General features: G+C 71.6%; 18 protein-coding genes and 1 pseudogene. 7 read left to right on the top strand and 12 right to left on the bottom strand.

Annotated elements, in window-relative coordinates; genetic code table 11:
• Positions 1-27: 27 nt before the first annotated feature.
• Genes AB0D14_RS22125 through AB0D14_RS22100 form a run of 6 tightly spaced genes read right to left on the bottom strand, consistent with a single transcriptional unit; the run spans position 28 to position 8,080 of the window.
• The gene (locus tag AB0D14_RS22125; protein ID WP_362781495.1) at positions 28-732 is read right to left on the bottom strand and encodes a TetR family transcriptional regulator C-terminal domain-containing protein; all 705 of its coding nucleotides are present in this window, start codon (positions 730-732) and stop codon (positions 28-30) included.
• Positions 729-2,750 (bottom strand): CocE/NonD family hydrolase, encoded by a 2,022-nt coding sequence (locus AB0D14_RS22120; protein ID WP_362781494.1) that lies wholly within the window; start codon positions 2,748-2,750, stop codon positions 729-731. The genes AB0D14_RS22125 and AB0D14_RS22120 overlap by 4 nt, the downstream gene beginning before the upstream one ends.
• Complete coding sequence (locus tag AB0D14_RS22115) at positions 2,747-4,630, bottom strand: ABC transporter ATP-binding protein (protein ID WP_362781493.1); 1,884 nt, start codon at positions 4,628-4,630, stop codon at positions 2,747-2,749. Before AB0D14_RS22115 ends, AB0D14_RS22120 begins: the two co-directional genes overlap by 4 nt.
• Entirely contained in the window at positions 4,630-5,541 is a 912-nt protein-coding gene (locus AB0D14_RS22110) for an ABC transporter permease (protein WP_362781492.1), read from the bottom strand. The genes AB0D14_RS22115 and AB0D14_RS22110 overlap by 1 nt, the downstream gene beginning before the upstream one ends.
• Positions 5,538-6,494 (bottom strand): ABC transporter permease, encoded by a 957-nt coding sequence (locus AB0D14_RS22105; protein WP_362781491.1) that lies wholly within the window; start codon positions 6,492-6,494, stop codon positions 5,538-5,540. Before AB0D14_RS22105 ends, AB0D14_RS22110 begins: the two co-directional genes overlap by 4 nt.
• Before the next feature lie 2 nt (positions 6,495-6,496).
• Positions 6,497-8,080 (bottom strand): ABC transporter substrate-binding protein, encoded by a 1,584-nt coding sequence (locus tag AB0D14_RS22100; protein ID WP_362781490.1) that lies wholly within the window; start codon positions 8,078-8,080, stop codon positions 6,497-6,499.
• A gap of 252 nt (positions 8,081-8,332) precedes the next feature.
• Between AB0D14_RS22100 and AB0D14_RS22095 the strand changes: the two are divergent.
• Positions 8,333-8,518 (top strand): annotated as a pseudogene (locus AB0D14_RS22095) (ABC transporter ATP-binding protein); the annotation flags it as partial.
• 115 nt (positions 8,519-8,633) lie between these two features.
• Here the strand turns inward: AB0D14_RS22095 and AB0D14_RS22090 are convergent.
• Complete coding sequence (locus AB0D14_RS22090; RefSeq protein ID WP_362781489.1) at positions 8,634-9,116, bottom strand: VOC family protein; 483 nt, start codon at positions 9,114-9,116, stop codon at positions 8,634-8,636.
• A gap of 170 nt (positions 9,117-9,286) precedes the next feature.
• Here AB0D14_RS22090 and AB0D14_RS22085 point away from each other — a divergent pair, with 170 nt between their 5' ends.
• From AB0D14_RS22085 to AB0D14_RS22070, 4 genes are all read left to right on the top strand, one after another.
• A complete protein-coding gene (locus AB0D14_RS22085; RefSeq protein WP_362781488.1) occupies positions 9,287-9,988 on the top strand; it encodes a TetR/AcrR family transcriptional regulator in 702 nt (233 codons plus the stop codon).
• A 273-nt stretch (positions 9,989-10,261) separates the two neighbouring features.
• Positions 10,262-11,404, top strand: coding sequence for an NAD(P)/FAD-dependent oxidoreductase (locus AB0D14_RS22080; protein ID WP_362781487.1), 1,143 nt, complete (start codon positions 10,262-10,264; stop codon positions 11,402-11,404).
• Positions 11,405-11,561: 157 nt separating this feature from the next.
• Positions 11,562-12,782 (top strand): epoxide hydrolase, encoded by a 1,221-nt coding sequence (locus tag AB0D14_RS22075; protein ID WP_362781486.1) that lies wholly within the window; start codon positions 11,562-11,564, stop codon positions 12,780-12,782.
• A 194-nt stretch (positions 12,783-12,976) separates the two neighbouring features.
• Positions 12,977-14,443 carry an esterase gene (locus tag AB0D14_RS22070; RefSeq protein ID WP_362781485.1) on the top strand — a complete coding sequence of 489 codons (1,467 nt, stop codon included), beginning with the start codon at positions 12,977-12,979 and terminating at the stop codon, positions 14,441-14,443.
• Between the two features lie 33 nt (positions 14,444-14,476).
• On the opposite strand, the gene AB0D14_RS22065 is transcribed toward AB0D14_RS22070, so the two are convergent.
• Positions 14,477-15,661 carry a DUF6777 domain-containing protein gene (locus AB0D14_RS22065; protein WP_362781484.1) on the bottom strand — a complete coding sequence of 395 codons (1,185 nt, stop codon included), beginning with the start codon at positions 15,659-15,661 and terminating at the stop codon, positions 14,477-14,479.
• Between the two features lie 172 nt (positions 15,662-15,833).
• On the opposite strand from AB0D14_RS22065, the gene AB0D14_RS22060 reads away from it, so the two are divergent.
• The gene (locus AB0D14_RS22060) at positions 15,834-17,111 is read left to right on the top strand and encodes a streptophobe family protein (RefSeq protein ID WP_362781483.1); all 1,278 of its coding nucleotides are present in this window, start codon (positions 15,834-15,836) and stop codon (positions 17,109-17,111) included.
• 44 nt (positions 17,112-17,155) lie between these two features.
• Complete coding sequence (locus AB0D14_RS22055) at positions 17,156-17,809, top strand: class I SAM-dependent methyltransferase (RefSeq protein ID WP_362781482.1); 654 nt, start codon at positions 17,156-17,158, stop codon at positions 17,807-17,809.
• An 18-nt stretch (positions 17,810-17,827) separates the two neighbouring features.
• Here AB0D14_RS22055 and AB0D14_RS22050 read toward each other — a convergent pair whose 3' ends face one another.
• The 4 genes from AB0D14_RS22050 to AB0D14_RS22035 all read right to left on the bottom strand — a co-directional run bounded on the left by AB0D14_RS22050 (position 17,828) and on the right by AB0D14_RS22035 (position 22,459).
• Positions 17,828-18,829: a serine/threonine-protein kinase gene (locus tag AB0D14_RS22050; RefSeq protein ID WP_362781481.1), complete on the bottom strand. Its 1,002-nt coding sequence runs from the start codon at positions 18,827-18,829 to the stop codon at positions 17,828-17,830.
• Positions 18,829-19,596, bottom strand: a complete 768-nt coding sequence (locus AB0D14_RS22045; protein ID WP_362781480.1) for a hypothetical protein — start codon at positions 19,594-19,596, stop codon at positions 18,829-18,831. The genes AB0D14_RS22050 and AB0D14_RS22045 overlap by 1 nt, the downstream gene beginning before the upstream one ends.
• Before the next feature lie 18 nt (positions 19,597-19,614).
• Positions 19,615-21,960 (bottom strand): FHA domain-containing protein, encoded by a 2,346-nt coding sequence (locus tag AB0D14_RS22040; RefSeq protein WP_362781479.1) that lies wholly within the window; start codon positions 21,958-21,960, stop codon positions 19,615-19,617.
• Between the two features lie 88 nt (positions 21,961-22,048).
• Entirely contained in the window at positions 22,049-22,459 is a 411-nt protein-coding gene (locus tag AB0D14_RS22035; RefSeq protein ID WP_362781478.1) for a hypothetical protein, read from the bottom strand.
• Positions 22,460-22,563 lie beyond the last annotated feature (104 nt).

The raw sequence follows: 22,563 nt of genomic DNA, 5'->3' as shown, positions 1-22,563 counted from the left end.
GAGCCGCGGCGGGCGCCTACCGAACGCCTACCGGGCGCCGGTCCGCAGCTCCGCCTCGACAAGCCGGTACATGTGCCGACGCGCGTCCTCCGTGCTCAGCTCAGGTGCCTGCCGCAGCCGTTGGAGGGCCAGGCCGTCGGAGAGGGCGGCGAAGCGGACGGTGAACCCGGTCGGGTCGGCGCAGACGAACTCGCCGTCGGCGACGCCCCGTTCGACCAGGGCGCGAATCTGGCTGTGCCAGTCCTCGTACCGCTTGGACTGGCCCCCGGCGAAGGCCCGCTCGGGGTCCTGGTCACGGTCGCCGGCGCTCCAGTAGTCGAACCACATCCGCCAGTGCCGGTCGGTGTCCTCGGTGAACAGCGCGTCGATCAGCAACCGCAGGGCCTCGGCGCCGCCGTCCGCGTCCTCGGCGGCCTCGTTCAGTGCCGCGTAGTACCGCTCGATGTTCAGCACCATGGCCTCGGAGAGGATCTCCTGGACGCTGCCGAAGTGGTAGGTGACCGTGCCCACCGACACTCCGGCCGCGGCGGCGACGTCCCGTACGCCCACGGACGCGTATCCGCGCTCGGCGATGAGCGGGACGGCCGCCTCCACGATGAGCCGGCGGCGGACCTCGGTGGGCTGGCGCGTGCGGTCGGCCGCGGCGACGGCACGGCGGGGTGTCCTCGCGGACTTCACCGGCTTCACGGGCTCCGCGGGTTCCGCCGGGGTCACGGGTTCCACCGGTTTCACGCGGACGTCCTCGGGGTGGTGCGGTGCCATGTGCGCTTGACCACTGTCTCTCCGTCCGCCCGTGCTTCCATCCGGCTGTCCATGATGAACTCCGCGGCCGTGGCCCGGAGTTCCGTACGGGTGATGATCTCGGCGTCCCAGTCGTCGCCGCGCCGCAGCCGGATCGTCCACTCGGAGACCGCCCGCGCGGACAGGGGGTCGTCGGAGCGGATCCGGTACGTCTCGCGAGCGCTCTCCTCGTAGCGCAGCCCGTCGGGATAGACCCGTGATCCGCCGTAGTTGGGGTCGACCTCCAGCGTCCACTCGCCCTTGGCTACATCGTGCGTGACCAGTCGCTCCGGTGTCGGTTCGGCGGCCCGCTCGTGCTCGACGGGCAGCGGCGGGGCCTGCTCGGGCTCCTCGAAGCGGATGGGCGCCCTGCCCTCGTCCGACGCGGGGTCGCGCACGGGCAGCAGTACGGCGCTCTGCGCGGGCAGCACGGTCAGCCCGCCGCGTTCGCCGTGGGGCCACACCCAGGGCCAGTACGTGTCGGAGACGGCGACCCTGACACGGTGTCCCGGCGGGAGGGCGTACCCGATGCTGTTGAGTTCGAACTCCACCGTCTCGTACGTGCCCGGGTTCCACTCCACGGCCCGGTCGCGCCCGTGCCGGCTGAGCAGGTTGAGGACACCGCGGGTGACAAGTGTGGACGAGCCGTCGGGGGCGACGTCGCAGATCCGGGCGATGACATGGGCGCGGGGTGTCGCGCTGTCGAGGCGGAGCCGGACGCGCGGCCGGCCGAGGATCTCCACGCGCTCGTCCAGGGGCTGCGAGTCGAAGCAGACCGAGCGCCCGTCCTCCTCGCGCTGGTCGGGCGGCAGATCGCTGGCGTTGCCGAACGGGAAGAACCGGCCGGCGTCGAGGCCGGTGTGCTGCGGCGACCGTACGACGACGGCGCCGGGGGTGTCGCCCTGCCCGAGCGGCCGCGTCTCCCAACCGACCGCGTCGGACGGCCAGTTCGTCTCGCCGACCCACCGTCCCGGCATCACGTCGTACGAAGTGGCGGGCGGGACCGGGTCGTTGATCCAGGCGCGCAGCAGCGGCTCGCGCATGATGCCGGTGTCCTCGTCCTTCAGGTGCTGGTCCCACCAGCGCAGGGTCTCCTGGAGGAAGCCGATCGCCGGGCCGGGCGGCAGACCGCGGTCGGGGTACTGGTGCGACCAGGGGCCGACGAGACCCCGTACGCGGTCCTCCGGCAGGTGTTCCACGAGCCTCAGCACGGTGTCGCGGTAGGGGTCGTTCCAGCCGCCGACGGCGAGGACCGCCGCGTCGATCGCCGCGTAGTCCTCACAGACGCTGCCGTGCCGCCAGTAGTCGTCGCGCTGCTGGTGTGCCAGCCAGGTGTGCAGGAAGGGGTCGAGGGCTTCGAGGCGCTCGCGCCACATCGGCAGCCAGCGGCTTCGGCCCACACTCGTCGGGTCCGGCGGGCGGGAGGCGAACGCGAGCATCGTGCCCGCCCAGGCGAGCATGTCGACGCCGAGGACGGCTCCGCCCGTGTAGTGCACGTCGTTGTCGTAGCGGTCGTCCGTCGAGCAGACGGTGACGATCGCCTTGAGCGGTTCGGGGGCGAGGGCGGCGATCTGGAGGGAGTTGAAGCCGCCCCAGGAGATGCCGAACATGCCCACCTTGCCGGTGCACCAGGGTTGCCTCGCCAGCCAGTTGACGACGTCGACGCCGTCCGCGAGTTCCTGTGCGTCGTACTCGTCGCCGGGGGTTCCCTCGCTGTCGCCGTGGCCGCGGATGTCCACGCGGACGGAGGCGTAGCCGTGGCCTGCGTACCAGGGGTGGCGTTGGGCGTCGCGGGGGGCTGTCCAGTCCGTCTTGCGGTAGGGGAGGTATTCCAGCAGGGCGGGGACGGGGGCCGTCCCGGCGTCTGTCGGTCGCCAGATGCGGGCGTGCAGACGGGTCCGCCCGTCCCGGGTGGGAATCCAGACGTCGTCCCGCGTGACCTGCCGGTCGAAGTGCTCGCGGTATTTCAACTTGGCTCCTTGGTGGTCGGACTGAGGTGTGGTGTCTTCGCCCCCGTCGCCGCCCGCCACCGCCGCACGCGATGCCCCCCGGCAGGGGCGGCACCCTCGTGTGCGACCCACAGGTCCCCTGCCTCCGCGGCGTCGGCCCACTCCGGGGCCGGCTCGACGACGAACCGTGCCTGCGGGTCGGGTTCCAGCGCGGCGGCCATCAACTGCCGCGTGTACGGATGCCCGGGCGCCGTGAAGACCGCGTCCGTCGGCCCCTCCTCGACCACCACGCCCCGCCACAGCACGACCACCCGGTCGGCGATCCCCCGCACCACGGCCAGGTCGTGGCTGATGAACAGACAGGCCAGTTCCCGCTCCCGCCGCAGATCGTCGAGCAGGCGCAGGACGTCGGCCTGCACCGACACGTCCAGCGCCGTCGTGATCTCGTCCGCGATGAGTACGTCCGGTTCACCGGCGAGCGCCCGCGCGATCCCGATCCGCTGCCGCTGGCCGCCGGAGAGCTGCGCGGGCAGCCGCTCGGCGAGAGCGGGGTCGAGGCGTACGTCGGAGATGAGCTGCCGGGCCCGCGCGGCGGTCTCGGCGCGCGAGTCGGCGGTGCCGAAGAACCGCAGCGGCCGCCGCACGGCGTCACCGACGGACCGGCGCGGGTTGAGGGAGGTGTCGGCGTTCTGGAAGACGAGCTGCACCCGGCGCCGCAGCGCCAACGGCCGCTTACCGGCGGGACGGGCGAGGTCACCCGCCCTCGGATCCGACCCGCGGGCCGACCCGTGAGAGGACGCGTGAGCCGGATCGTGGGCCGAGTCGTGGGCCAGGCCGTGGGCCGGGTCGTGGGTCATGGTGCCGCCGGACGGCGTGCGCAGTCCCGCCAGCGTCCAGGCGAGCGTGGACTTGCCGCTGCCCGACTCCCCCACCAGCGCAAGGACTTCGCCGCGCCGCACGTCGAAGGAGACACCGTCCACGGCCCGGCTGGACCCGTAGTCGATGGTGACGTCCCGCGCGGCGACGGCGACGGGAGCCCCCTCGGGGATCACGGCCTTCGGCCGCACCTCCCGCTCCCCCGCCTCGCCCACCCGCGCGAGTCCTTCGTCGTCGAGGCGCGGCACGCTCGCCAGCAGGCGTCTGGTGTACGGGTCCTGGGGCGCGGCGAAGAGCCGGCCGGTCGGGGCCGCCTCCACGACCCGTCCGGACCGCAGCACGGTCACCTCGTCGGCCATGTGCGCGACGACGCCGAGGTCGTGGCTCACCAGCACGGCGGACAGGCCGAGTTCGTCACGCAGCGCACTGATCAGGTCGAGGACGCCGCGCTGGGTGACGACGTCGAGTCCGGTCGTCGGTTCGTCGAGGACGAGGACCTTGGGGCGGGCCGCGACGGCCATGGCGATCGCGACGCGCTGCTGCTGGCCGCCGGAGAGTTCGTGCGGGTAGCGGCGGGCGAGTTCGGCGGGGCGGGGCAGCCGGACCTGTTCGAGGAGGTCCACGACGGGTACGTCACCGCCCGCCTCCGCGATCTGGCGTCCGATCCGCATGGAGGGGGTCAGGGCCTGCCCGGCGTTCTGCGCGACCATGGCGACCGTGCCGCCCCGCAGCCGCCTCAACTCCCGTGCGGGCAGGGCGAACACGTCGGACCCGGCGACCTGTACCGAACCGCCCGTCACTCGCGACCCGTGCCGCAGATGTCCCAGCAGCGTCGCCGCGACGGTCGACTTACCGCTTCCCGACTCGCCGACCAGTGCCAGGGTCTGCCCCGGCAGCACCTCCAGGGACACCTCACGCACCACGGGCACGTCGGCGCCGCCCGAACGGTAGGCCACGGACAACGAGTGCACGGATACGAGCGGGTTCACGGACACGAGCGAGTCCACGGATACGGCGGCGGTCATCACGACCCCTCCCTGATGCGGTCGACGCCCCATGCCTTGGACAGGCCGTCGGCCGCGAGGTTGAGCCCCACCACCAGCGTGGCCAAGGCGATGATCGGTGCGAGGCTCGCCATCGGTACGACGGTGATGGCGGTGCGGTTCTCGGCGACCATCAGGCCCCAGTCGGGGGTCGGCGGATCGGCGCCGAAGCCGAGGAAGGACAGCGACGAGATCAGCAGCACGACCCACGAGGCCCGCATCGCGAACTCGACACACACCACGTCGGTGATGTTCGGCAGGATCTCGCGCCGCAGGATCGCCCAGGTGCCCTCGCCCCGGGCCCGCGCCGCGGTCACGTAGTCGGCCGGCGCGACCGCCAGCGCGGCGCCCCGGACGACCCGTACGACCTGGGGCACGTACACGACCGCGATCGCGAGGACGATGACCGACGGGCCCGTGCCCAGCGCGGTGACGACGACCAGCAGCGCGAGCACCGACGGGATGGAGAGCACCGCGTCGAGCACGCGTCCCAGCACGTCGTCGAACCAGCCGCCCCGCAGGGCGGCGGCGCACCCGACGACCGTGCCGATCAGCAGGGTCACCAGAGTCGCGGCGACGGAGACGCCGAGGGCGTACCGGCCGCCGTACAGGACTCGGGCCAGGACGTCGCGGCCGTACTGGTCGGTCCCGGCCCAGTGCTGCCCACTCGGTCCGAGGAGCGCCTGGTCGGCGTTGTTGGCGATCGGGTCGTACGAGGTGAGGACCGGTGCGAGCAGGGCGATCAGGACATGGACGGCGACGATCGCGAGGCCGATGGCGGCGGCCCGTGAGGAGCGCACGGTGCGCCAGACGCGGGTCGCGGCGGACGGCGGTGGAGCGGGGACCGCGGGGGCGTCCCCCGGGCTGCCCGGCGGGGTGTCGAGGGTGGTCATCGGGTCCTCCCGCGCGTACGGAGCTTGGGGTTGAGGGCCATGGCGCCGAGGTCGGCGGCCAGGTTGCAGACGACGTACACGACCGCGCTGATCAGGGCGATGGCCTGGATGACGGGCAGGTCCCGGTTCTGGACGGAGGCGAGCATCAGCTTGCCGATGCCGGGGTAGTTGAAGACGTTCTCGACGACGGCGACTCCGCCCGCGAGCCAGGCGACGTTCAGGGCGATGACGTGCAGGGTCGGCAGCAGGGCGCTCGGCAGCGCGTGCCGGGTGACGACCCGCCACGTCGACAGGCCCTTGAGGCGGGCCGTGGTGACGTACTCGCTCGCCATGACGTCGATGACGGACGTGCGGGCCATCCGGACGATGTACGCGGCCATGACGACGGCGAGTGCGAGGGCGGGCAGCCATACGGCGGGCATGAGCTGGCCGACGCTCGCCTCGGGGCCGTACAGGACGACCGCGGGGAACCACGGCAGGGCCACCGAGAAGCAGAGCACCAGGACGGTGGCGACGACGAACTCCGGGACGCTCATCCCGACCAGGCTGACCGTGGAGATGAGGTGGTCCGGCCAGCGGTCGCGGTACAGGCCGGCGAGGATGCCGAGGACGATCGAGCCGGTGACGGCGAACAGGACGGTCACCAGGGCGATGAGGGCGGAGTTCCCGAGGTACAGGCCGACTTCGCCGCCGACCGCCTTGCCGGACACGAGGGAGGCTCCGAAGTCGCCGTGCAGGGCGCCGCCGATCCAGTCGGCGTACCGCTCCCAGGCCGGCTGGTCGAGCTTGAGTTTTTCCCGGAGGGCGGCGACCGCGTCCGGGGTGGCGTCCTTGCCGAGGACCTGGGTGGCGACGTCGCCGGGCAGGGCCTGGACGGCGAGGAAGACGAGGACGGAGGAGAGGATGAGTGTGCCGACGGCGGCGAGGACGCGGCGGACGATGAAGGAGAGCATGGTCAGGCTCCCTTCAGGCCGATGCCGAGGTAGTCGAACTCGAAGCCGTGCTCGGCGTATCCGCGTACCTTCCGCGAGATGCCGACGAGCCGGTCGGCGAACATCGGGGTCATCGCGCCGCCCTTCTCGATGACGAAGGTCTGCGCCTCGCCGTACAGTTCGCGCCGCCGCTCGTCGTCGGTCTCCTGCCGGGCCCGGTCGAGCAGCGCGTCGAACGCCTTGTCCGACCAGGCGGTCTCGTTGTAGGAGGAGCCGCTGCGGAAGACCTGGGTGAAGAGCTGGTCGACAGGTCTGCCGGTGTACCAGTAGGTGGCCATGAGCGGCTTCTTCATCCAGATCTGCGTGTAGTACGAGTCCGCCGAGGCCGTCTTCACCCGGACACGGATCCCGGCCCGCTTGGCCGAGTCCTGGTAGGCGAGGGCCATGGGTGTGAAGACCGGGTCGTACGAGGAGGTGTAGAGGTCGACCGTCAGGCCCTCGTGGCCGGCCTTCTTCAGCAGGTGCCGGGCCTGTTCCGGGTCGTGCTCGGGGTGGGCGGCGAGGTGGGCGGGATCGCTCGGCGGCACCGGGTTGTCCCAGCCGGCCGTGCCCGCGCCCTGAAGCGCGACCTTCACGACGTGCTCGGGGTCGTAGGCGAGCTTCATCGCCTGGCGGACTCGTACGTCGGTGAAGGGCTTCTCCGTGGTGAGCATCGGCAGCACGTACCACTGGGCGTTCTCGACGCGGGTGATCGTCGCGCGGTCGGAGGCGGCGACGACCCGGGCGGTCGCGAAGTCCAGGTTGGTCTGCGAGAGGAGGTCGACCTGTCCTGCGAGCAGGGCGTTGGAGCGGGCCGACATGTCGGCGACGGAGTAGAAGTCGATGGCGTCCAGGACCGGGCGGCCCGCCCAGTGGTCCTTGAAGGCGGTGATACGGCCCGGTCCCGCGGGCGAGAACGACTCCAGCTTGAACGGTCCTGTACCGATACCGGTGCGGCCGATACCGCGGGCGCTGCCCTCGGGGATGACATAACAGTTGTAGTGCGTGAGGAGGCTCGGGAACTCGGCGTTGGGGGTCTTCAGCGGCACGACGAGCGTGTGGGCGTCGGGGGTCCGCAGTTTCGCCGGGTCGAGGAGCGGGGCGAGGACGGCGGCCTGCGGGGACGCCGTCGCCTTGTCGAGGATGTGGCGCAGGGTGTACGCGGCGTCGGCGGAGGTGAGCTCCCGGCCGTCGTGGAAGACGACGCCCTTGCGGATGCGGAAGGTCCAGGTGCGCGCCTTGGCGTCCGGTTCCCAGGACTCGGCGAGGTCGGGGGCGAGATCGCCGTTCGCGGCGATGCGGACCAGCCGGTTGTAGAGGGCACCGAGGTATTCGTACGCGGACAGGGCGCTCGCCGGGTCCAGGGTCTCGGCCTCGGAGGCGGGTGGCCGGGCGATGCGGAGGGTTCCGCCGCGGTCGGGCGTGCCCTGCTTGGCACCCTTGGGCAGGGCGGGGGCGGCCGAGGCGCCCGTACAGCCGGTGAGCAGCCAGGACGCACCCAGCGACGCGCTCCCCGCCGCTGCCGCGGAGAGCACGGAGCGCCGTCCCGGGTGGTGGATGTCGGGCATGGACCGACCGCCCCTCTCGCTATTCGTTCAACGGAACGATTGAGTGAAGTGCGTGAACGATAACCAGCCGACCGTTCCACGCCAACCCTCGGGACGCGGAAATTTACGTCGGAAACCGAGCCGTTACGTGGCCGGAGGAAGCCTGGTCGCGACAGGTGCGGGTGCTCGGTGCATGCGGGCATGGGGGATCGAGGCAGGCGGGTGCAGGGGATCGACGCAAGGGGAGAAAGCGCTTGCCCGTTGTTCGCGACTCTGGTCCAGCAGGCACTGGCCCGGCTGGTCCGCGGGCGCACGACCTTCGTGGTGGCGCACCGCCTGTCGACGATCCGGGGCGCGGGCCGGATCGTGGTGATGGGGGACGGCGCCGTACGGGAGACCGGGGCGCACGAGGAGCTGATGCTGCGCGCGGGTGCCTGCACGGCACTCCGCACGGCACGGCGGCCGGCTCGCCTGAAGCTCGGGGAGGCGGCCGTACTGCCGCCGTCCTGCTCAGGGAGCCGGCCGCCATGTGCTGCCCTGGCTCACCGGCGGCCGTACTGTCGCGGCCGTCGCCTCACTCTCCGGCGTAGGCCTTCTCCAGGGCGGCGATGTCGAGCTTGTGCATCTTGAGCATCGCGGTCATGGCGCGGCCCGCCTTCTTCTGGTCCGGGTCGCTGATCATCTCGGTCAGCCTGGTCGGCACGACCTGCCAGGAAAGTCCGAACCTGTCCTTCACCCAGCCGCAGGGGCCCTGCTCCCCACCACTCTCGATGAGCGCGTTCGAGTAGAAGTCCACCTCGGCCTGATCCCCGCAGGCGATCTGGAAGGAGATGGCTTCGGTGAACTTGAACTGCGGTCCGCCGTTCAGTCCGACGAACTTCTGGCCGTTGGCCACGAAGTCGACGGTGATGACGGAACCGGCGGGTCCGGGGCCGGCCTCGGTGGCCCGGACGGTCTTCCCGAGCTCGGAGTTCTTGAAGACCGAGACGTAGAAGTTCGCGGCCTCCTCGGCCTGCCCGTCGAACCAGAGACACGTGGTGAAGCCGTCGGTGCTCATGAGTACCTCCTGGAGCTGGCGCGGAAACGCTGTCTTCTGTGTCGACTGATCCTCGACGGGAAACTCATCGGTGGCCCGGGAAATCGGTGGCGTTTCGCCTGCATGGCCAACATGGCGGAGGCCGCACCGGACATGCCCGCTTTGCGAACATGTTCGTTACGATCAGTGCCATGAGTGCGAGAAGAGAGCCGATCAGCCGCCGGGAGCGCCCGGCGAAGCCCGCCCTGTCCCGGCGGCTGATCGTGGACGCGGCCGTGCGGATCATGCGGGCCGATGGGCTGGAGAAGGTCACGATGCGCCGCCTGGCGCAGGAACTGGACACCGGCCCGGCTTCGCTGTACGTCTACGTCGCCAACACCGCCGAGCTGCACGCGGCCGTCCTGGACGCACTTCTCGGCGAGGTCGATCTGACCGGCCGGGACGGCGGCAGCGACGACGACTGGCACGGCCGGCTCCGCGCCGTCATGACGTCGTACACCCTGGTGTTGTTCGAGCACCCGCAGCTCGCCCGGTCCGCGCTCGTGGCCCGGCCGAGCGGTGAGAACTACCTGCGGCTGCTGGAGTGCATCCTCGACCTCCTCTCGCGCAGCGGTGCCGGCCGCGAGCAGGTCGCCTGGGGGGTGGACAAGCTTCTCCAGGACGCGACAGCCACCGCCGCCGAGCACGCGACGCATGAACACGACCCCACCTCCGAGGACGCCTGGAACGCCACCGTCCGCGCGCTGCACGCCGTGGACGGGACCACGCATCCGGCGATCACCGCGCACATGCCGGACCTGATCGGTGGCGCGGCCCGGGACCGGATGCGCTGGAGTTTCGACGTCCTCGTCAACGGAATCACGCGCACTCCCGTACCCGTCCCGACCGACTGAGCCCCGCGGGTCCGGCCGCCACACCGGTGGGCGCCCGCCGGACCCGGGACCGCCCGCCCCGGCCCGTCGTGTCGACACACGCGGCACCTTTCGACACACGCGACGTCTTGCGAACTTGTTCGTAACGAACATGTTCGCTACCGTGGGGAGTGACCGGCGGGATCGCTTCTCGAACAGTCGTGCAGTGCCGTCCCGCCCATGGGCCGGCGCCGGTGTCGGCAGCCGTTTCCCCGGTGCACACACGCATCCCTCACTTCCTGGAAGAGGTTCGCCATGAACACCCGTCACTTCCCCGTCGCGATCATCGGCGGCGGTCTCGGCGGTCTGACCGCCGCCCGCGTCCTGCACGTCCACGGCATCGAGTCGGCGATCTTCGACCTGGAGGCATCGGCGGCGGCCCGTACGCAGGGCGGGATGCTCGACATCCACGAGGAGAACGGGCAGAAGGCCCTGCACGCCGCCGGCCTGCACGACGACTTCCTCAAACTCGTCCACGAGGGCGGTCAGGCCATGCGCCTGCTGGGCCCCGACGGCACGGTGCACATGTCCCAGGAGGACGACGGCACCGGCGGCCGGCCGGAGGTGGACCGCGGCGACCTGCGCGATCTGCTCCTGAACTCCCTGCCCGCCGACACGATCCACTGGGGCCGGAAGGTCACCGGTGCCCGGCCGCTGGGCGACGGGCGCCACGAGGTGACGTTCACCGACGGCTCGGTCATCACCACCGACCTCCTCATCGGCGCCGACGGCGCCTGGTCGCGCGTACGGCCGCTGGTCTCCGACGCCAAGCCCGTCTACACCGGCGTCTCCTTCGTCGAGACCGACCTGTTCGAGGCCGAAACCCGCCACCCGCGCAGCACCGCGGTCGTCGGCGGCGGGTTCTTCATCGCCCTGGGACACGAGCGCGGTTTCCTCGCGCACCGGGAGACCGACGGCTCGCTCCACGTCTACACCGCGCTCAAGGCCGACGAGGACTGGCTGGACACGATCGACTTCACCGACCACGCCGCCGCCAAGGCCGCGGTCCTCGCACGCTTCGAGGGCTGGGACGAGAGCCTGCGCGGCCTGGTCTCCGACGCGGAGACGATCACCCCGCGCCACGTCCACGCCCTGCCGGTCGGGCATCGCTGGGACCGTGTCCCGGGTGTGACGCTGCTCGGTGACGCGGCCCATCTGATGTCCCCGTTCGCGGGGGAGGGAGCCAACCTGGCCATGTTCGACGGCGCGGAACTCGCCCTGGCCGTCGCCGCCCACCCCGGCGACAGCGAGGCCGCCCTGGCCGCCTACGAGAAGGCGCTCTTCCCGCGCAGCGAGGCGTCCGCCGCCGAGTCCGCCGCCAACCTGGACATGATGTTCGGCAAACGAGGCCTGGAGCAGATGGTCGAGTTCTTCGCCACCGGCCCGGCAGCCCAGTGAGACCGGAGCCGACAGCCGCCCGGCCTTCCCCGCCCGCAGCCCGCAGCCCGCAGCCCGCAGGAGGAATCCATGACGGCTGCGCGGTGCCCGGCGAGGGCTGTGACCACGGCTTTTATTCACATGACCCGCTCCCACCTCACCACTAGCATGACCCGCCATGACTTCCCCGCACGGCGACAGCGTCCGGCCCTTCCGTATCGACACCCCCCAGGCCGACCTCGACGATCTGCACGCACGCCTGGACCGCACCCGGTGGCCGGACGAACTGCCGGGCGTGGGCTGGGCCTACGGCGTCCCGCGCGCCTACCTCGAAGACCTCGTGGAGTACTGGCGGCACTCCTACGACTGGCGCGCGGCGGAGGCCCGGCTCAACGAGTGGCCCCAGTTCACGACGGTCGTGGACGGGGCGACCATCCACTTCGCGCACATCCGCTCGCCGGAACCGGACGCCACCCCGCTGGTCATCACGCACGGCTGGCCCGGCTCGATCGTCGAATTCCTCGATGTGGCAGGGCCGTTGACCGATCCGCGTGCCCACGGCGGTGATCCCGCCGACGCCTTCCACCTGGTGGTTCCGAGCATCCCCGGGTTCGGCCTGTCGGGGCCCACGCGGGACACCGGCTGGGAGTTCCACCGCATCGCCGCCGCGTTCGCCGTGCTGATGGACCGGCTCGGCTACCGGCGGTTCGCCGCGCAGGGCGGCGACTGGGGCGCGGCGATCTCCCGCGAGCTGGGCCGTACCCACCCCGACCGCGTGATCGGCGTCCACCTGAACCTGCTGCCCGGCGCCCACGCCACCACCGAGCCGACTCCTGACGAGCTGGCGGCGCTGAACCCCCGGGAACGCGAGCGCACGCTCGCCTCGTGGCGCCGCCACCAGGAGTGGACCCGCGAACGGCAGGGGTACGCCGACCTCCAGTCGACCCGGCCGCAGACACTCGCCTACGCGCTGACGGACTCGCCCGTCGGTCAACTCGCTTGGATCGCCGAGAAGTTCATGGAGTGGACCGACTCGCACGAGCGCCCCGAGGACGCGGTCGACCGGGATCAGCTCCTCACCAACGTGATGCTGTACTGGCTCACGGGCACGGCCGGTTCGTCCGCGCGGGTCTACTACGAGCGCGCGCACGCGGTCGGCGGGGGCTCGGCCACACAGCCGTCGACCGCACCGACCGCGCTCGCCGTCTTCCCCCGGGACAACTTCATTCCGCTGCGGCACAACGCGGACCGCACGAATGTCATCGTGCGGTGGACGGAGTTCGACCGGGGCGGGCACTTCGCTGCGATGGAGGAGCCGGAGCTGCTCGTCGGGGACGTACGGGCGTTCTTCCGGCAGCTGCGGGGAGACGACAGCGGCCAGGGGGACGGCGGCGCCTGACGGTTCTCCTCCTGCGCTTTCCTCCTGATTCCCCTCCTGGGCCTCCTCCTGATTCTCCTCCTGGGTGAACGGTCTCGAAACTCCCGTACAACCCTTGGGCCCCATGCGGTGTCAAACAGGGCGCCGGATAAGGAACGGGCCCTTTCCGGACACCCCCGCGCTGCCCAGCCGTTCTTCTCGACAGGAGCCGACTCATGCGCAAAAATCGTTCCGCAGCACTGGCCGCGGCCTCATTTCTCCTTCTCGCGGGATTGGGTATCGCCACCGCCCCTTCCGCGTACGCCGGCACTCCGGGCGGTACCCACGCCAACGACCGCAACAGCGACTTCAACGGCGACGGATACGAGGACGTGCTGGTGGGCGCCCCGGGAGCGACCGTCAGCGGCAAGAAGGGCGCGGGACTCGTGACCGTGCAGTACGGCTCGTCGAGGGGCCTCGTGACGACCGGCGCGGCCCTCTTCAGCCAGTCCACGGCGGACGTCGCGGGAGCCGCGGAGACGGGAGACGGCTTCGGCAAGGCGGTCGCGACCGGGGACCTGGACGGGGACGGTTACGACGACGCGATCGTCGGCATCCCCGGTGAGGACATCGGCACGGTCGCGGACGCGGGCGGCGTCGCGATCCTGTGGGGCTCGAAGTCGGGTCTGGCCGGCGCGGCCAGCGACTGGCTGGAGACGCAGGAGCCGACCGCGGGTGAGCGGTTCGGCGAGGGGCTCGCCGCGGCGCACTTCACGAACGAAACGCCGGGCGACCTGCTGGCCGTCCTCGACAGCGACGACCTGGAGCTGTTCGCGTACGACGCGGCCGCGCCCGGTTCGCTGGAGCGGCGCTCGTCCGCGCGGCTCTCCGCCCGGGCGGAAGAGCGCGACATTCTGCCCAAGTCACTGACCACGGGCGACTACGACGACAACGGGTACGCGGACCTCGTCGTCTCGGGCGTGACGGTCGGGGACGAGCCCGGACACGGCTGGTCCACGTACCTGTCCGGGCAGGCGGACGGGCTGACGTACCAGCGGGATGTGCGCGGCGGCCCGGTCGCCGCGTCCGGCGACATCAACAACGACGGCTACGACGACCTGGTGACCGGCGAGCCGAACTCCCCGGGCGACAGCGGCGAGACGATGACCGGCGGTCTGGTCGGCGTGCGCTACGGCGGCGAGAACGGGCCCGCGGACGAGGCCCAGTGGTGGACGCAGGACTCTCCCGGCGTTCCGGGCACCGCCGAGCGGGGCGACGGCTGGGGCACGGACCTGTCCGTGGCGGACACGGACGGGGACGGATACGCGGACGTGGCGATCGGCGCCGCAGGCGAGGACATCGGTACGGTCGCCGACGCGGGCGCGGTCTGGGTGCTGCGCGGCGCCACCGCCGGGCTGAGCTCGACGGGCGCCAAGTCCTGGGACCAGGACTCCGCCGACGTGCCCGGCGTCCCCGAGAAGGGCGACAAGTGGGGCGGTCAGGTCCGTCTCACCGACCCCAACAAGGACGGCCGCTTCGGCCTGCTGGCCTCGGCACCGGGCGAGAACGCCGGTGACGGGTTCATCTGGGTCCTGTCGGCCGGCACGGGCGGCATCACGGCCTCGGGTTCGTGGACGTACGGCGCCGAGACCCTCGGCGCGTCCTACCTGGGTGCCGCTTTCGGCGCCGCGATCGACGAGTAACCCTCCCGGCTGGGGAATGCCGCGGCTCGCGGTCTACTCCGTCGCCGTGTCGGACGCGTCGCCGGACGCCGGTTCGGAGGTCTCCGGCGGCGGTCCTTCGGACGAGGGTGACTCGGACTCCGCGGACGGCGACGACGGGGTGGCCGACGAGGTCGAGGGGCAGGGGCTCGACGAGCCGTCCGGCGTCGCGGTCGTCCCGTCCGGCGCGGACACACAGGGGGACGGGGAGTCCGACGACGGCGGCAGGGAACTCATGGACGGGGACGGCCGGTTCGCCGGAGGGTCCGTCTTCCGGTCCTTGCCGCCGGTGTCGCCCTTGTGCCGGGTGAACCAGTCGCCGTTGTCCGGGTCGTAGATCACGAAGATGTTGATGACCTGGGTCGCGGGCGAGACGACCACGACGTTCGACGGCCGGTACGAGGGCCAGGAGTCACCGGTCCTCTTGGGCGTGGTCTTCAGAGCGACGGGCGGCAGCAAGGGGTTGCCGCAGGCACAGCGCACCCGGGGAACACCGCGGTCGTCGACGAGCACGGCGGTGCCGGCCTGCAGGACGGCCTGGTAACCGGTGGGCTCGCCGTCGCGGTAGCCGTGGTTGGTGACGCGGGTGTCCATCCGCAGCTGTACGGGGGTGAGTGCGCGCAGATACGCGGGCACCGAGGAGGGCTGAAGGTCCAGCACCGAGGCGAACGCCCGGTTCTTGTCCGGAGCCTGCCCAAGCGCCGAGATCTGTTTTTCGACGTCGCAGCCGGCCACGTCCCGTGTTCCGCCGTAGAGGCCGGGCGCCGCGCCGTCCACGCCCCGCGTCGCGTTGGCCGACTCGGAGCCGGTGTCCGTCGGCGAGGGCGTCACGGGCGTGGCGGAGCCGTCCCGCGCCGTCGACTCCGTGAAGGGGTCGGGGCCCGGTTTGCCCGCCGCCTGGAGGAAGACCTCGCCGCCCGTGGCGGTGGTGGACGAGTCGTCGGGCCGGGTGAGGACGACGGCCAGGATCACGGCGACGACGACCGCGGCGGCGATGACGGCGACGCGCGGCGCCGACTTCCACCAGGGCCGCCCGGGCCCGGGCCCTTTGCCCGCGCCCGAACCCGCATCCCCGGGTCCGGCGGGCCCACCGGGGTCACCAGGGCCACCGGCGGAGGAACCCGAGGGGCCGGTCGGGCCCGACAAGGGGCCGGAGGGCGGTCCTGTGGGGCGGCCGGACGACGGCGGTTCGACACTCACGAGCTTCTCTTCCCGGTGTACGGACACCGCGGCACTTCGCATACTTCACGCACTTCGCGCCGCTTTATTCCACAACGAGGCCATTGTGTGCTCCGGTCCTGTACCGCCCGCAAGCCGACGCGGTCGGCCCTCTCGGCAGGCGCGCCGCCGAGGGCCTGCCTAGCGTGGCAGGGTGAGCCTCCGGACAGCCCCTGACCAGGTAGTGGCGCGACACGGCTGGGTCCAGGCCCTGACAACGGTCCTCGCCGGGCTGATCGCCATGATCGTGGTCTCCGCGCTCGGACTGTGGGCGGCCGGGGCCGCCGACCTGCCCGGCGGCGCGTTCCCTCGTGTCGTCGCGGCGACGTCGGTGATGGCGGTCGGCGGTTCCGTCAAGTTCGCGGGGAACGCGGGAGCGATCGCCGAGACCCGGGCGGCCCTCACCGTGATCCCCCTTTCGGTGACGCTGACCGGAGCTCTGGTCGTCGCCGCCGGTTTCCTGCGCCCGCTGCGCCACCGGGCTGTGGCGGGCGCGCCCGAGCTGGCGGGCTGGGCCGGCCGGATCGCCGTCGTGTGGCTGCTCGCCCTGACCGCCCTCGCGCTGTCGGCCCGCCGGACCTTCGCGCTCTCCCCGGGTGAGGGGGCTCTCTCCGACCTCGGCGACGTGTTGGGCGCCGCGTCAACGCGAGTCGGTTTCCAGGCCGATGTGCCGGTGACGCTCGGCCTCGGTCACCTGTGGCTGGCCGGCGTTCTCGTCCTCGCGCTGCTCGTCTCGCCCGGGGCTCCGCTCCCGCCCCGCCTTCTGCGTTTCCAGGAGTCGGTGCGGCCGGCCGCGTACGCCATGGTCGTACTGCTGCTCGCGTACGTGGTTCTGGGTGGGGTCATCGCCCTGGTGGTGGCGGTGACCCGGGGGCATGCCGCGCAGACGCTCGCCGTGGTCCTCCTCGGGCTGCCGAACCTCGTCTGGCCCCTCTTCACGATCGGTCTGGGCGCCACCTGGGAGGGCCGGGTCGAGGGGCCGTTCGGGCTGCCGATGCCCCAGGTGCTGGACAGTGTGCTGCGTACTCCCGACATCTCGACCCTCGATCTGCGCACGCTCTCCGAGCAGGACGGCAGGGTGTGGTGGCTCGTGGTCGTCGGCTCGGTGCTCCTGTCGGCTGTCGCGTTCCTGATGGCCTCGCGCTCACCGGCTCGGATGCGTGCCTGGCAGCACGCCGTGCACATGGCGGTCGCGCTCGCGCTCACGGTGCTCACGATCTGTCTCCTCGGCCGGATCGACGCGCACTACGGCCTGTCGCTGTTCGGTGTCGGGGACATCGGCGGCGGGTTGTCCGGCGAGCTGTTCCTGCGTCCCGCGCTGTGGGGCGCGCTCGGTCTCGCCCTGCTCTGGGGCCTGGTCACCGGCTTCGTGGGCGCGCTGCTCGCGTCCCGGGTGCGTCACCACGGCGAGCTGGGGAATCCGAGAACCTGAGGTCCGCGGGTCGCGGGTCGCGGGTCGTACTACGGTACGCACTCATGATCGAACCTGACTTCCTGCACACCACCCGAACGGCCTACGACTCCATGGCCGCCCGCTATGCCGAGCTCTTCGCCAACGGCTTGGCGGACTTTCCCCTGGACCGGGCGATGCTCAGCGCGTTCGCCGACCTCGTACGAACGGACGGCGGCGGGCCCGTCGCCGACCTGGGCTGCGGTCCGGGTCATGTGACGTCCCTACTCCACTCGCTCGGCCTGGACGCGTCCGGCGTCGACCTGTCGGCGGAGATGATCGCCATCGCCCGTACGGCCCACCCGGACCTGCGGTTCGAGGTGGGCTCGATGACCGCGCTGGATCTCGACGACGGCAGGCTCGCTGGAGTGGTGGCCCGCTACTCGATCATTCACACTCCCCCGGAGCGGCTGCCGCAGGTGTGTGCGGAGTTCCACCGCGTGCTGAAGCCCGGTGGCCATCTGCTGCTCTCGTTCCAGGCCCACGACGATCCAGCGGAGCTGGCGGAGCCCTTCGACCACAAGGTGGCTCTGGCCTACCGCTGGTCCCCCGACCGGGTGTCCGACCTGCTGACCGAAACGGGCTTCACCGAAACGGCCCGCCTCCGACGAGCCCCGCTGGAGGACGAACGCCAGTTCCCCCATGCCCACTTGCTGCTCAGCAAGGCCTCCACACCGTAGAGCCACGCGGACAGGTCCTCACGTCACCGACCCGGGAAACACAGGCCGAGCCCACCTCGGCGGCGCGGGCGGCACCCCGAGCCGTCCGGAGCCACCCTCGGCACCGGGGCCCACAACGGTGGGGGCGTGGCCGGCCGTCACACCCCCCGACGCGGTACGCAGCGCCGCCACAAAGGCAAGACACGACTCGTACCGGTCGTCGGGGCTCTTCGCGAGGGCTTTCGCCAGAACACCGTCGACGGCGGCGGCAAGATCGGGCCGCTGCTCGGTCACCGTCGGCGGCCGGTCGTACTGGTGCGCCCACAACAACGCCATGTCGTCGTCCCGCTGGAAGGGCGGCCCGCCCGTCAGGGTCTCGTGAACGACACAGGCCAGGCTGTAGACATCGCAACGGCCGTCGACCGGACGCCCGGAGATCTGCTCGGGCGCCACGTAGTCGAGCGTGCCGACGAACTGACCGACGGTCGTGAACCCGGTCAGGGACAGCGACTTCTTCGTGAGCCCGAAGTCGGTGAGGTAGACGTGCTCGGGATGGTCGCTGTCCGTGCCCGCCGCGACCAGGATGTTGCCGGGTTTGACGTCCCGGTGGACCAGGCCGTGGTCGTGGGCGGCGTCGAGCGCCGACGCCACCTGAACGGCTATGCGGCCGGCCACCGCGATGGCCAACGGCCCTTCCCGGTCGAGCAGATGACGCAGGTCTCGGCCTGCGACGTACCGCATGGCGATGTAGAGGACACCGTCCGTCTCACCCGCCTCGAAGACCGGCACGATGTGCGGATGGTCGATCGCGGCGGCCACGCGTGACTCGTGGGTGAAGCGTTTGCGGAACGTGTCGTTGCGGGCGAGTTCCGGGGCCAGCAGTTTCAGGGCGACGGTCCGGTCGAGGCGCAGGTCCTTGGCGCGGTAGACAACGGCCATGCCTCCGCGGCCGACCTCGCGCTCGATCCGGTAGCCCGCGATCTCTGTGCCGACCAGGTCGGACGACCGCCCCGAGTGCGGCGGGCCCGTGTCGTGCGGCATCACCCGTCACCGTCCTCCGTACGGTCCCCGTTCCCTTTCCCGTTCCCGTCCCCCGTGACGAGGCGGGTGGGGGCGTGTCGGGGGTCCTCGCCACGCCTGGCCGGTCCCGGCCCTACACCCGGCACGACCTGCGTGGGCGCATGCCCGGCCGCAGCAGGCGGCCCGGGCGGCTCATGCGGCTCGTGCGGCCCGGATGACCCGGGCGGCGCGGACGGCGCAAGCGGCTCGGGACCGGCCGGTCCGGGAGGGGTGGCGGCAGACGGGTGGAGGCCGGAGGCGGCAGGCGGCTGCTGCGTCGCGTACGCGCTGAGCCGGGTGCCGTCGCAGTACACCCATCGCTCGTGCTCGGCCTCGTACAGCCAGACGGCCTCCTCCTCGGCGACGATCCCGACCCGCATGCCCTGTGTCCGGGCGTGGAACGCCTCCCCGTCGAGGCGTCCGGCCGCGAGGTCCTCGACGGCCTGCCGGTACCGGGCCAGCGTCTCCTCGACGCGGGCGAGCAGCGGGCGCGGGTCGGCCGTACGGGCGAGCGGCTGCCCGGCGGCGGGCGGCTCCTGCGGTACGGCGACCAGCAGACGGCCGTCGACCCACGCGGACCAGCCGTTGGCGCATACGACGTGCCCCCAGTCGCCGCGCCGCTCGACGAGCCGGACCGGGAGGAGGGCGTCGAGGGACACGGTGGGCCGGACCGGGTCGGGGGCGTCCCAGGCCGGCATGCCGTCCTGCGGGACCACGTGCGTGGGGCGGAAGCCGGAAGTCGTCGTCATCGCGTCTGCTTCCCCCTCCTACTTCCGCATGACTTCGGGTTCATGCCGCCTGAGCAGCTTGGCCACGGCGTAGCCGAAGACGGCCGAGAGGACGACGAGCATGCCCATGTTGAGCAGCCACACGCCCGGCGAGTGCCGGAACAGCGGGTCGGCCGTCAGCTTGCCCGGAACGAGCCGGGCCAGTTCGACGGTGCCCGCCATCGCGCCGAGCGCCCAACGCGACGGCACCAGCCACGACAACTGCGCGATGCCGGGCACCCCGTCGAGCTTCAGCAGCGCGCCGCAGAACACCACCTGGACGATGGCGAGGAGCACGAGCAGCGGCATCGTGACCTCCTCCTTGCGTACCAGCCCGGAGACGAGGAGTCCGAGCATCATCGCGGTGAAGGCGAGGAGCGCGACGGCGACCGTGATCTCCGCGAGGGGCGGCAGGACGACTCCCTCGCCGCCGGGCGCGTTCAGGTCGACACCGAGCAGCGCCACCAGGGTCAGCACGACGGCCTGGAGCACGGTGACCGCGCCGAGGACGACGACCTTGGACATCAGGTACGCCGATCTGGACAGGCCGACGGCCCGTTCGCGCTGGTAGATGACGCGCTCTTTGACGAGTTCGCGTACGGCGTTGGCCGCGCCCGTCAGGACCCCGCCGACACAGAGGATGAGCAGCGCGTTCATCGCCGTCTCCTGCGTCAGTCTGCTCCCCGCCAGCGCCCGGGCCATCGCGCCCATCACGAAGGGCAGGGCGATCATGATGGCTAGGAACGTCCGGTCCGCGCTGAGCGCCGCCGCGTACCGGCGCACGAGCGTGCCCAGTTGCGAACCCCAGCTCTGTGGTTTCGGGGGCCCGACGACCATGCCTTCGGGGACGGAGCCGTCGTCGGCGCGGGGCAGGCGCGGCTGGGCGGTGGCGTTGACTATGTACTGCCGGTGCTGGGGCGACTCGCGGTAGTCGCCTGCCCAGTCCCGGCCCTGGTCCCGTTCGAAAGCCTCGAAGGCCTCCGGCCACTGCTCGTAGCCGAAGAAGGCGAGGGTCTCGTCGGGCGGCCCGTAGTAGGCGACCTTGCCGCCGGGCGCCAGCACGAGCAGCCGGTCGCAGACGTCGAGGCTGAGCACGCTGTGCGTGACGACGACGACAGTCCGCCCGTCGTCGGCCAGCCCGCGCAGCATGTGCATCACGGAGCGGTCCATGCCGGGGTCGAGGCCGGAGGTCGGCTCGTCGAGGAAGAGCAGCGAGGGTTTGGTGAGCAGTTCGAGTGCCACACTGACACGTTTGCGCTGGCCGCCGGAGAGGCTGTGGATGGCCTGCCCGGCGCGTTGTCCGAGGCCCAGTTCACGGATGACCTCGTCGACGCGGGCCCTGCGCTCGGCCTTCGCCGTGTCCTGCGGGAAGCGCAGTTCGGCCGCGTAGGTGAGGGCGCGTCGCACGGTCAGCTGGGCGTGCAGGATGTCGTCCTGCGGCACGAGGCCGATGCGATGCCGCAGCTCGGCGTAGTCGTGGTAGAGGTCGCGGCCGTCGTACAGGACCGTGCCGCGGTCGGCGGGGCGCTGCCCGGTCAGGGCGTTGAGCAGCGTGGACTTTCCCGCGCCGCTGGGTCCGACGACGGCCAGCAGGCACTTCTCCCCGACAGGGAAGGAGACCCGGTCGAGGAGCGTCTTACGGCCCCGGTCCACGGCGACGATCAGGTCCTGCACGTCGAGCGAGACCTCGCCGGTGTCGACGTACTCCTGGAGCTGGTCGCCGACCAGGCAGAACGCCGAGTGGCCGATCCCGACGATGTCGCCCCCGTCGATGCGCGCGCGGGTGACGGGCTGGCCGTTCAGGTAGGTGCCGTTGTGGCTGTCCAGGTCGGCGATCTCGTACGTCCCGTCCGGCAGCGCCCGCAGCTCCGCGTGCCGCCGGGAGACGCTCAGATCGTCGACGACGAGGTCGTTGTCACCGCCGCGGCCGATACGGACGGTGCGGGCGGGCAGCGATCGTACGGTGGCGGGCTGCCGGAAGGTGCCGGTCGCGGCGGGCACGGAGACGACCGAGGGCCGCTCGGGGGCGGGCGGGGGCCGGTCGGCAAGCACGGCGTACGGGCCGTCGGCGGGGTTGCCGAAGCGGATGACCGTGCCGGGTCCGACGTCCCACTCATGGACGCGGCGGCCGTCGGCGTAGGTGCCGTTCGTGCTGTTCTCGTCCCGCAGCGTCCAGTGTCCGGTACCCGCCCGCAGGACCGCGTGGTGCCAGGAGACCCGGACGTCCTCGATGACGATGTCGCAGACCGGGTCCCGGCCGACGTGGTAGGCGTGGTCAGGCATCAACACCGTGGAGCCCGTCTCGGTTTCAAGGACGAGTTCGGGCGCCGCAGACCGCTCTGCCATGCCTGAATTCTAGCTATTCGTCCACATGATCGCCTGCCGTGCGTGCGGTGACAGCAGCGCCCCGGGGGACGCGAGGAGCTGCGCCGGATCAGGCGGCCGGGACGGACAGGAAGGGCAGTGTCCGCTGCATCCGCAGGGCGTCGACCGACTCCGCGAGCAGTTCGTACTCAGTGGTCTCGTCACTGACGGCGATGCGCACCAGGTGTCCGGCGGCCAACTCGTCGGCGGCCAGCTCCTGTTGCGTGTCGTCGCCGCACCATGTACGCAGCACGACGGGCACATCGGGGGATGCGCCGGCGACGGGCGCCATCGAGTTCGGCGGGAAGTAGGGGGCGTCGGGGTTCGGATCCAGCCGCTCGGCGATCCAGGACGCCCGGTCCCGTAACCACCACATGGCGAGGGCCAGGGTGGGCGCTCGGTACGTGCCGAGCGGTACGCCGATCCACATTCCGCCACAGACTCCGTACGCGGTGACGTGGCACAGGAATTCGTCGTGCACGATCACTCCCCCACTACATGTGCTCGCTGCCTGTCGGCCTCTCTCCCGCGGCTCGTTCTGCCGTGCACATGGCGCTGTTCCTGTGTGAATGCCTTCGACTGACT

It is taken from the genome of Streptomyces sp. NPDC048484, from assembly GCF_040651415.1.
Taxonomy (GTDB): Bacteria; Actinomycetota; Actinomycetes; order Streptomycetales; family Streptomycetaceae; genus Streptomyces.
This window is presented reverse-complemented; position numbering and strand designations above follow the sequence as displayed.

Bases quoted from the DNA above. Each gene is read 5' to 3' on its own strand.
- AB0D14_RS22115 (WP_362781493.1), bottom strand. From the start codon at position 4,630: ATGACCGCCGCCGTATCCGTGGACTCGCTCGTGTCCGTGAACCCGCTC.
- AB0D14_RS22110 (WP_362781492.1), bottom strand. From the start codon at position 5,541: ATGACCACCCTCGACACCCCGCCGGGCAGCCCGGGGGACGCCCCCGCG.
- AB0D14_RS22105 (WP_362781491.1), bottom strand. From the start codon at position 6,494: ATGCTCTCCTTCATCGTCCGCCGCGTCCTCGCCGCCGTCGGCACACTC.
- AB0D14_RS22100 (WP_362781490.1), bottom strand. From the start codon at position 8,080: ATGCCCGACATCCACCACCCGGGACGGCGCTCCGTGCTCTCCGCGGCA.
- AB0D14_RS22090 (WP_362781489.1), bottom strand. From the start codon at position 9,116: ATGAGCACCGACGGCTTCACCACGTGTCTCTGGTTCGACGGGCAGGCC.
- AB0D14_RS22085 (WP_362781488.1), top strand. From the start codon at position 9,287: ATGAGTGCGAGAAGAGAGCCGATCAGCCGCCGGGAGCGCCCGGCGAAG.
- AB0D14_RS22080 (WP_362781487.1), top strand. From the start codon at position 10,262: ATGAACACCCGTCACTTCCCCGTCGCGATCATCGGCGGCGGTCTCGGC.
- AB0D14_RS22075 (WP_362781486.1), top strand. From the start codon at position 11,562: ATGACTTCCCCGCACGGCGACAGCGTCCGGCCCTTCCGTATCGACACC.
- AB0D14_RS22070 (WP_362781485.1), top strand. From the start codon at position 12,977: ATGCGCAAAAATCGTTCCGCAGCACTGGCCGCGGCCTCATTTCTCCTT.
- AB0D14_RS22055 (WP_362781482.1), top strand. From the start codon at position 17,156: ATGATCGAACCTGACTTCCTGCACACCACCCGAACGGCCTACGACTCC.
- AB0D14_RS22050 (WP_362781481.1), bottom strand. From the start codon at position 18,829: ATGCCGCACGACACGGGCCCGCCGCACTCGGGGCGGTCGTCCGACCTG.
- AB0D14_RS22045 (WP_362781480.1), bottom strand. From the start codon at position 19,596: ATGACGACGACTTCCGGCTTCCGCCCCACGCACGTGGTCCCGCAGGAC.
- AB0D14_RS22040 (WP_362781479.1), bottom strand. From the start codon at position 21,960: ATGGCAGAGCGGTCTGCGGCGCCCGAACTCGTCCTTGAAACCGAGACG.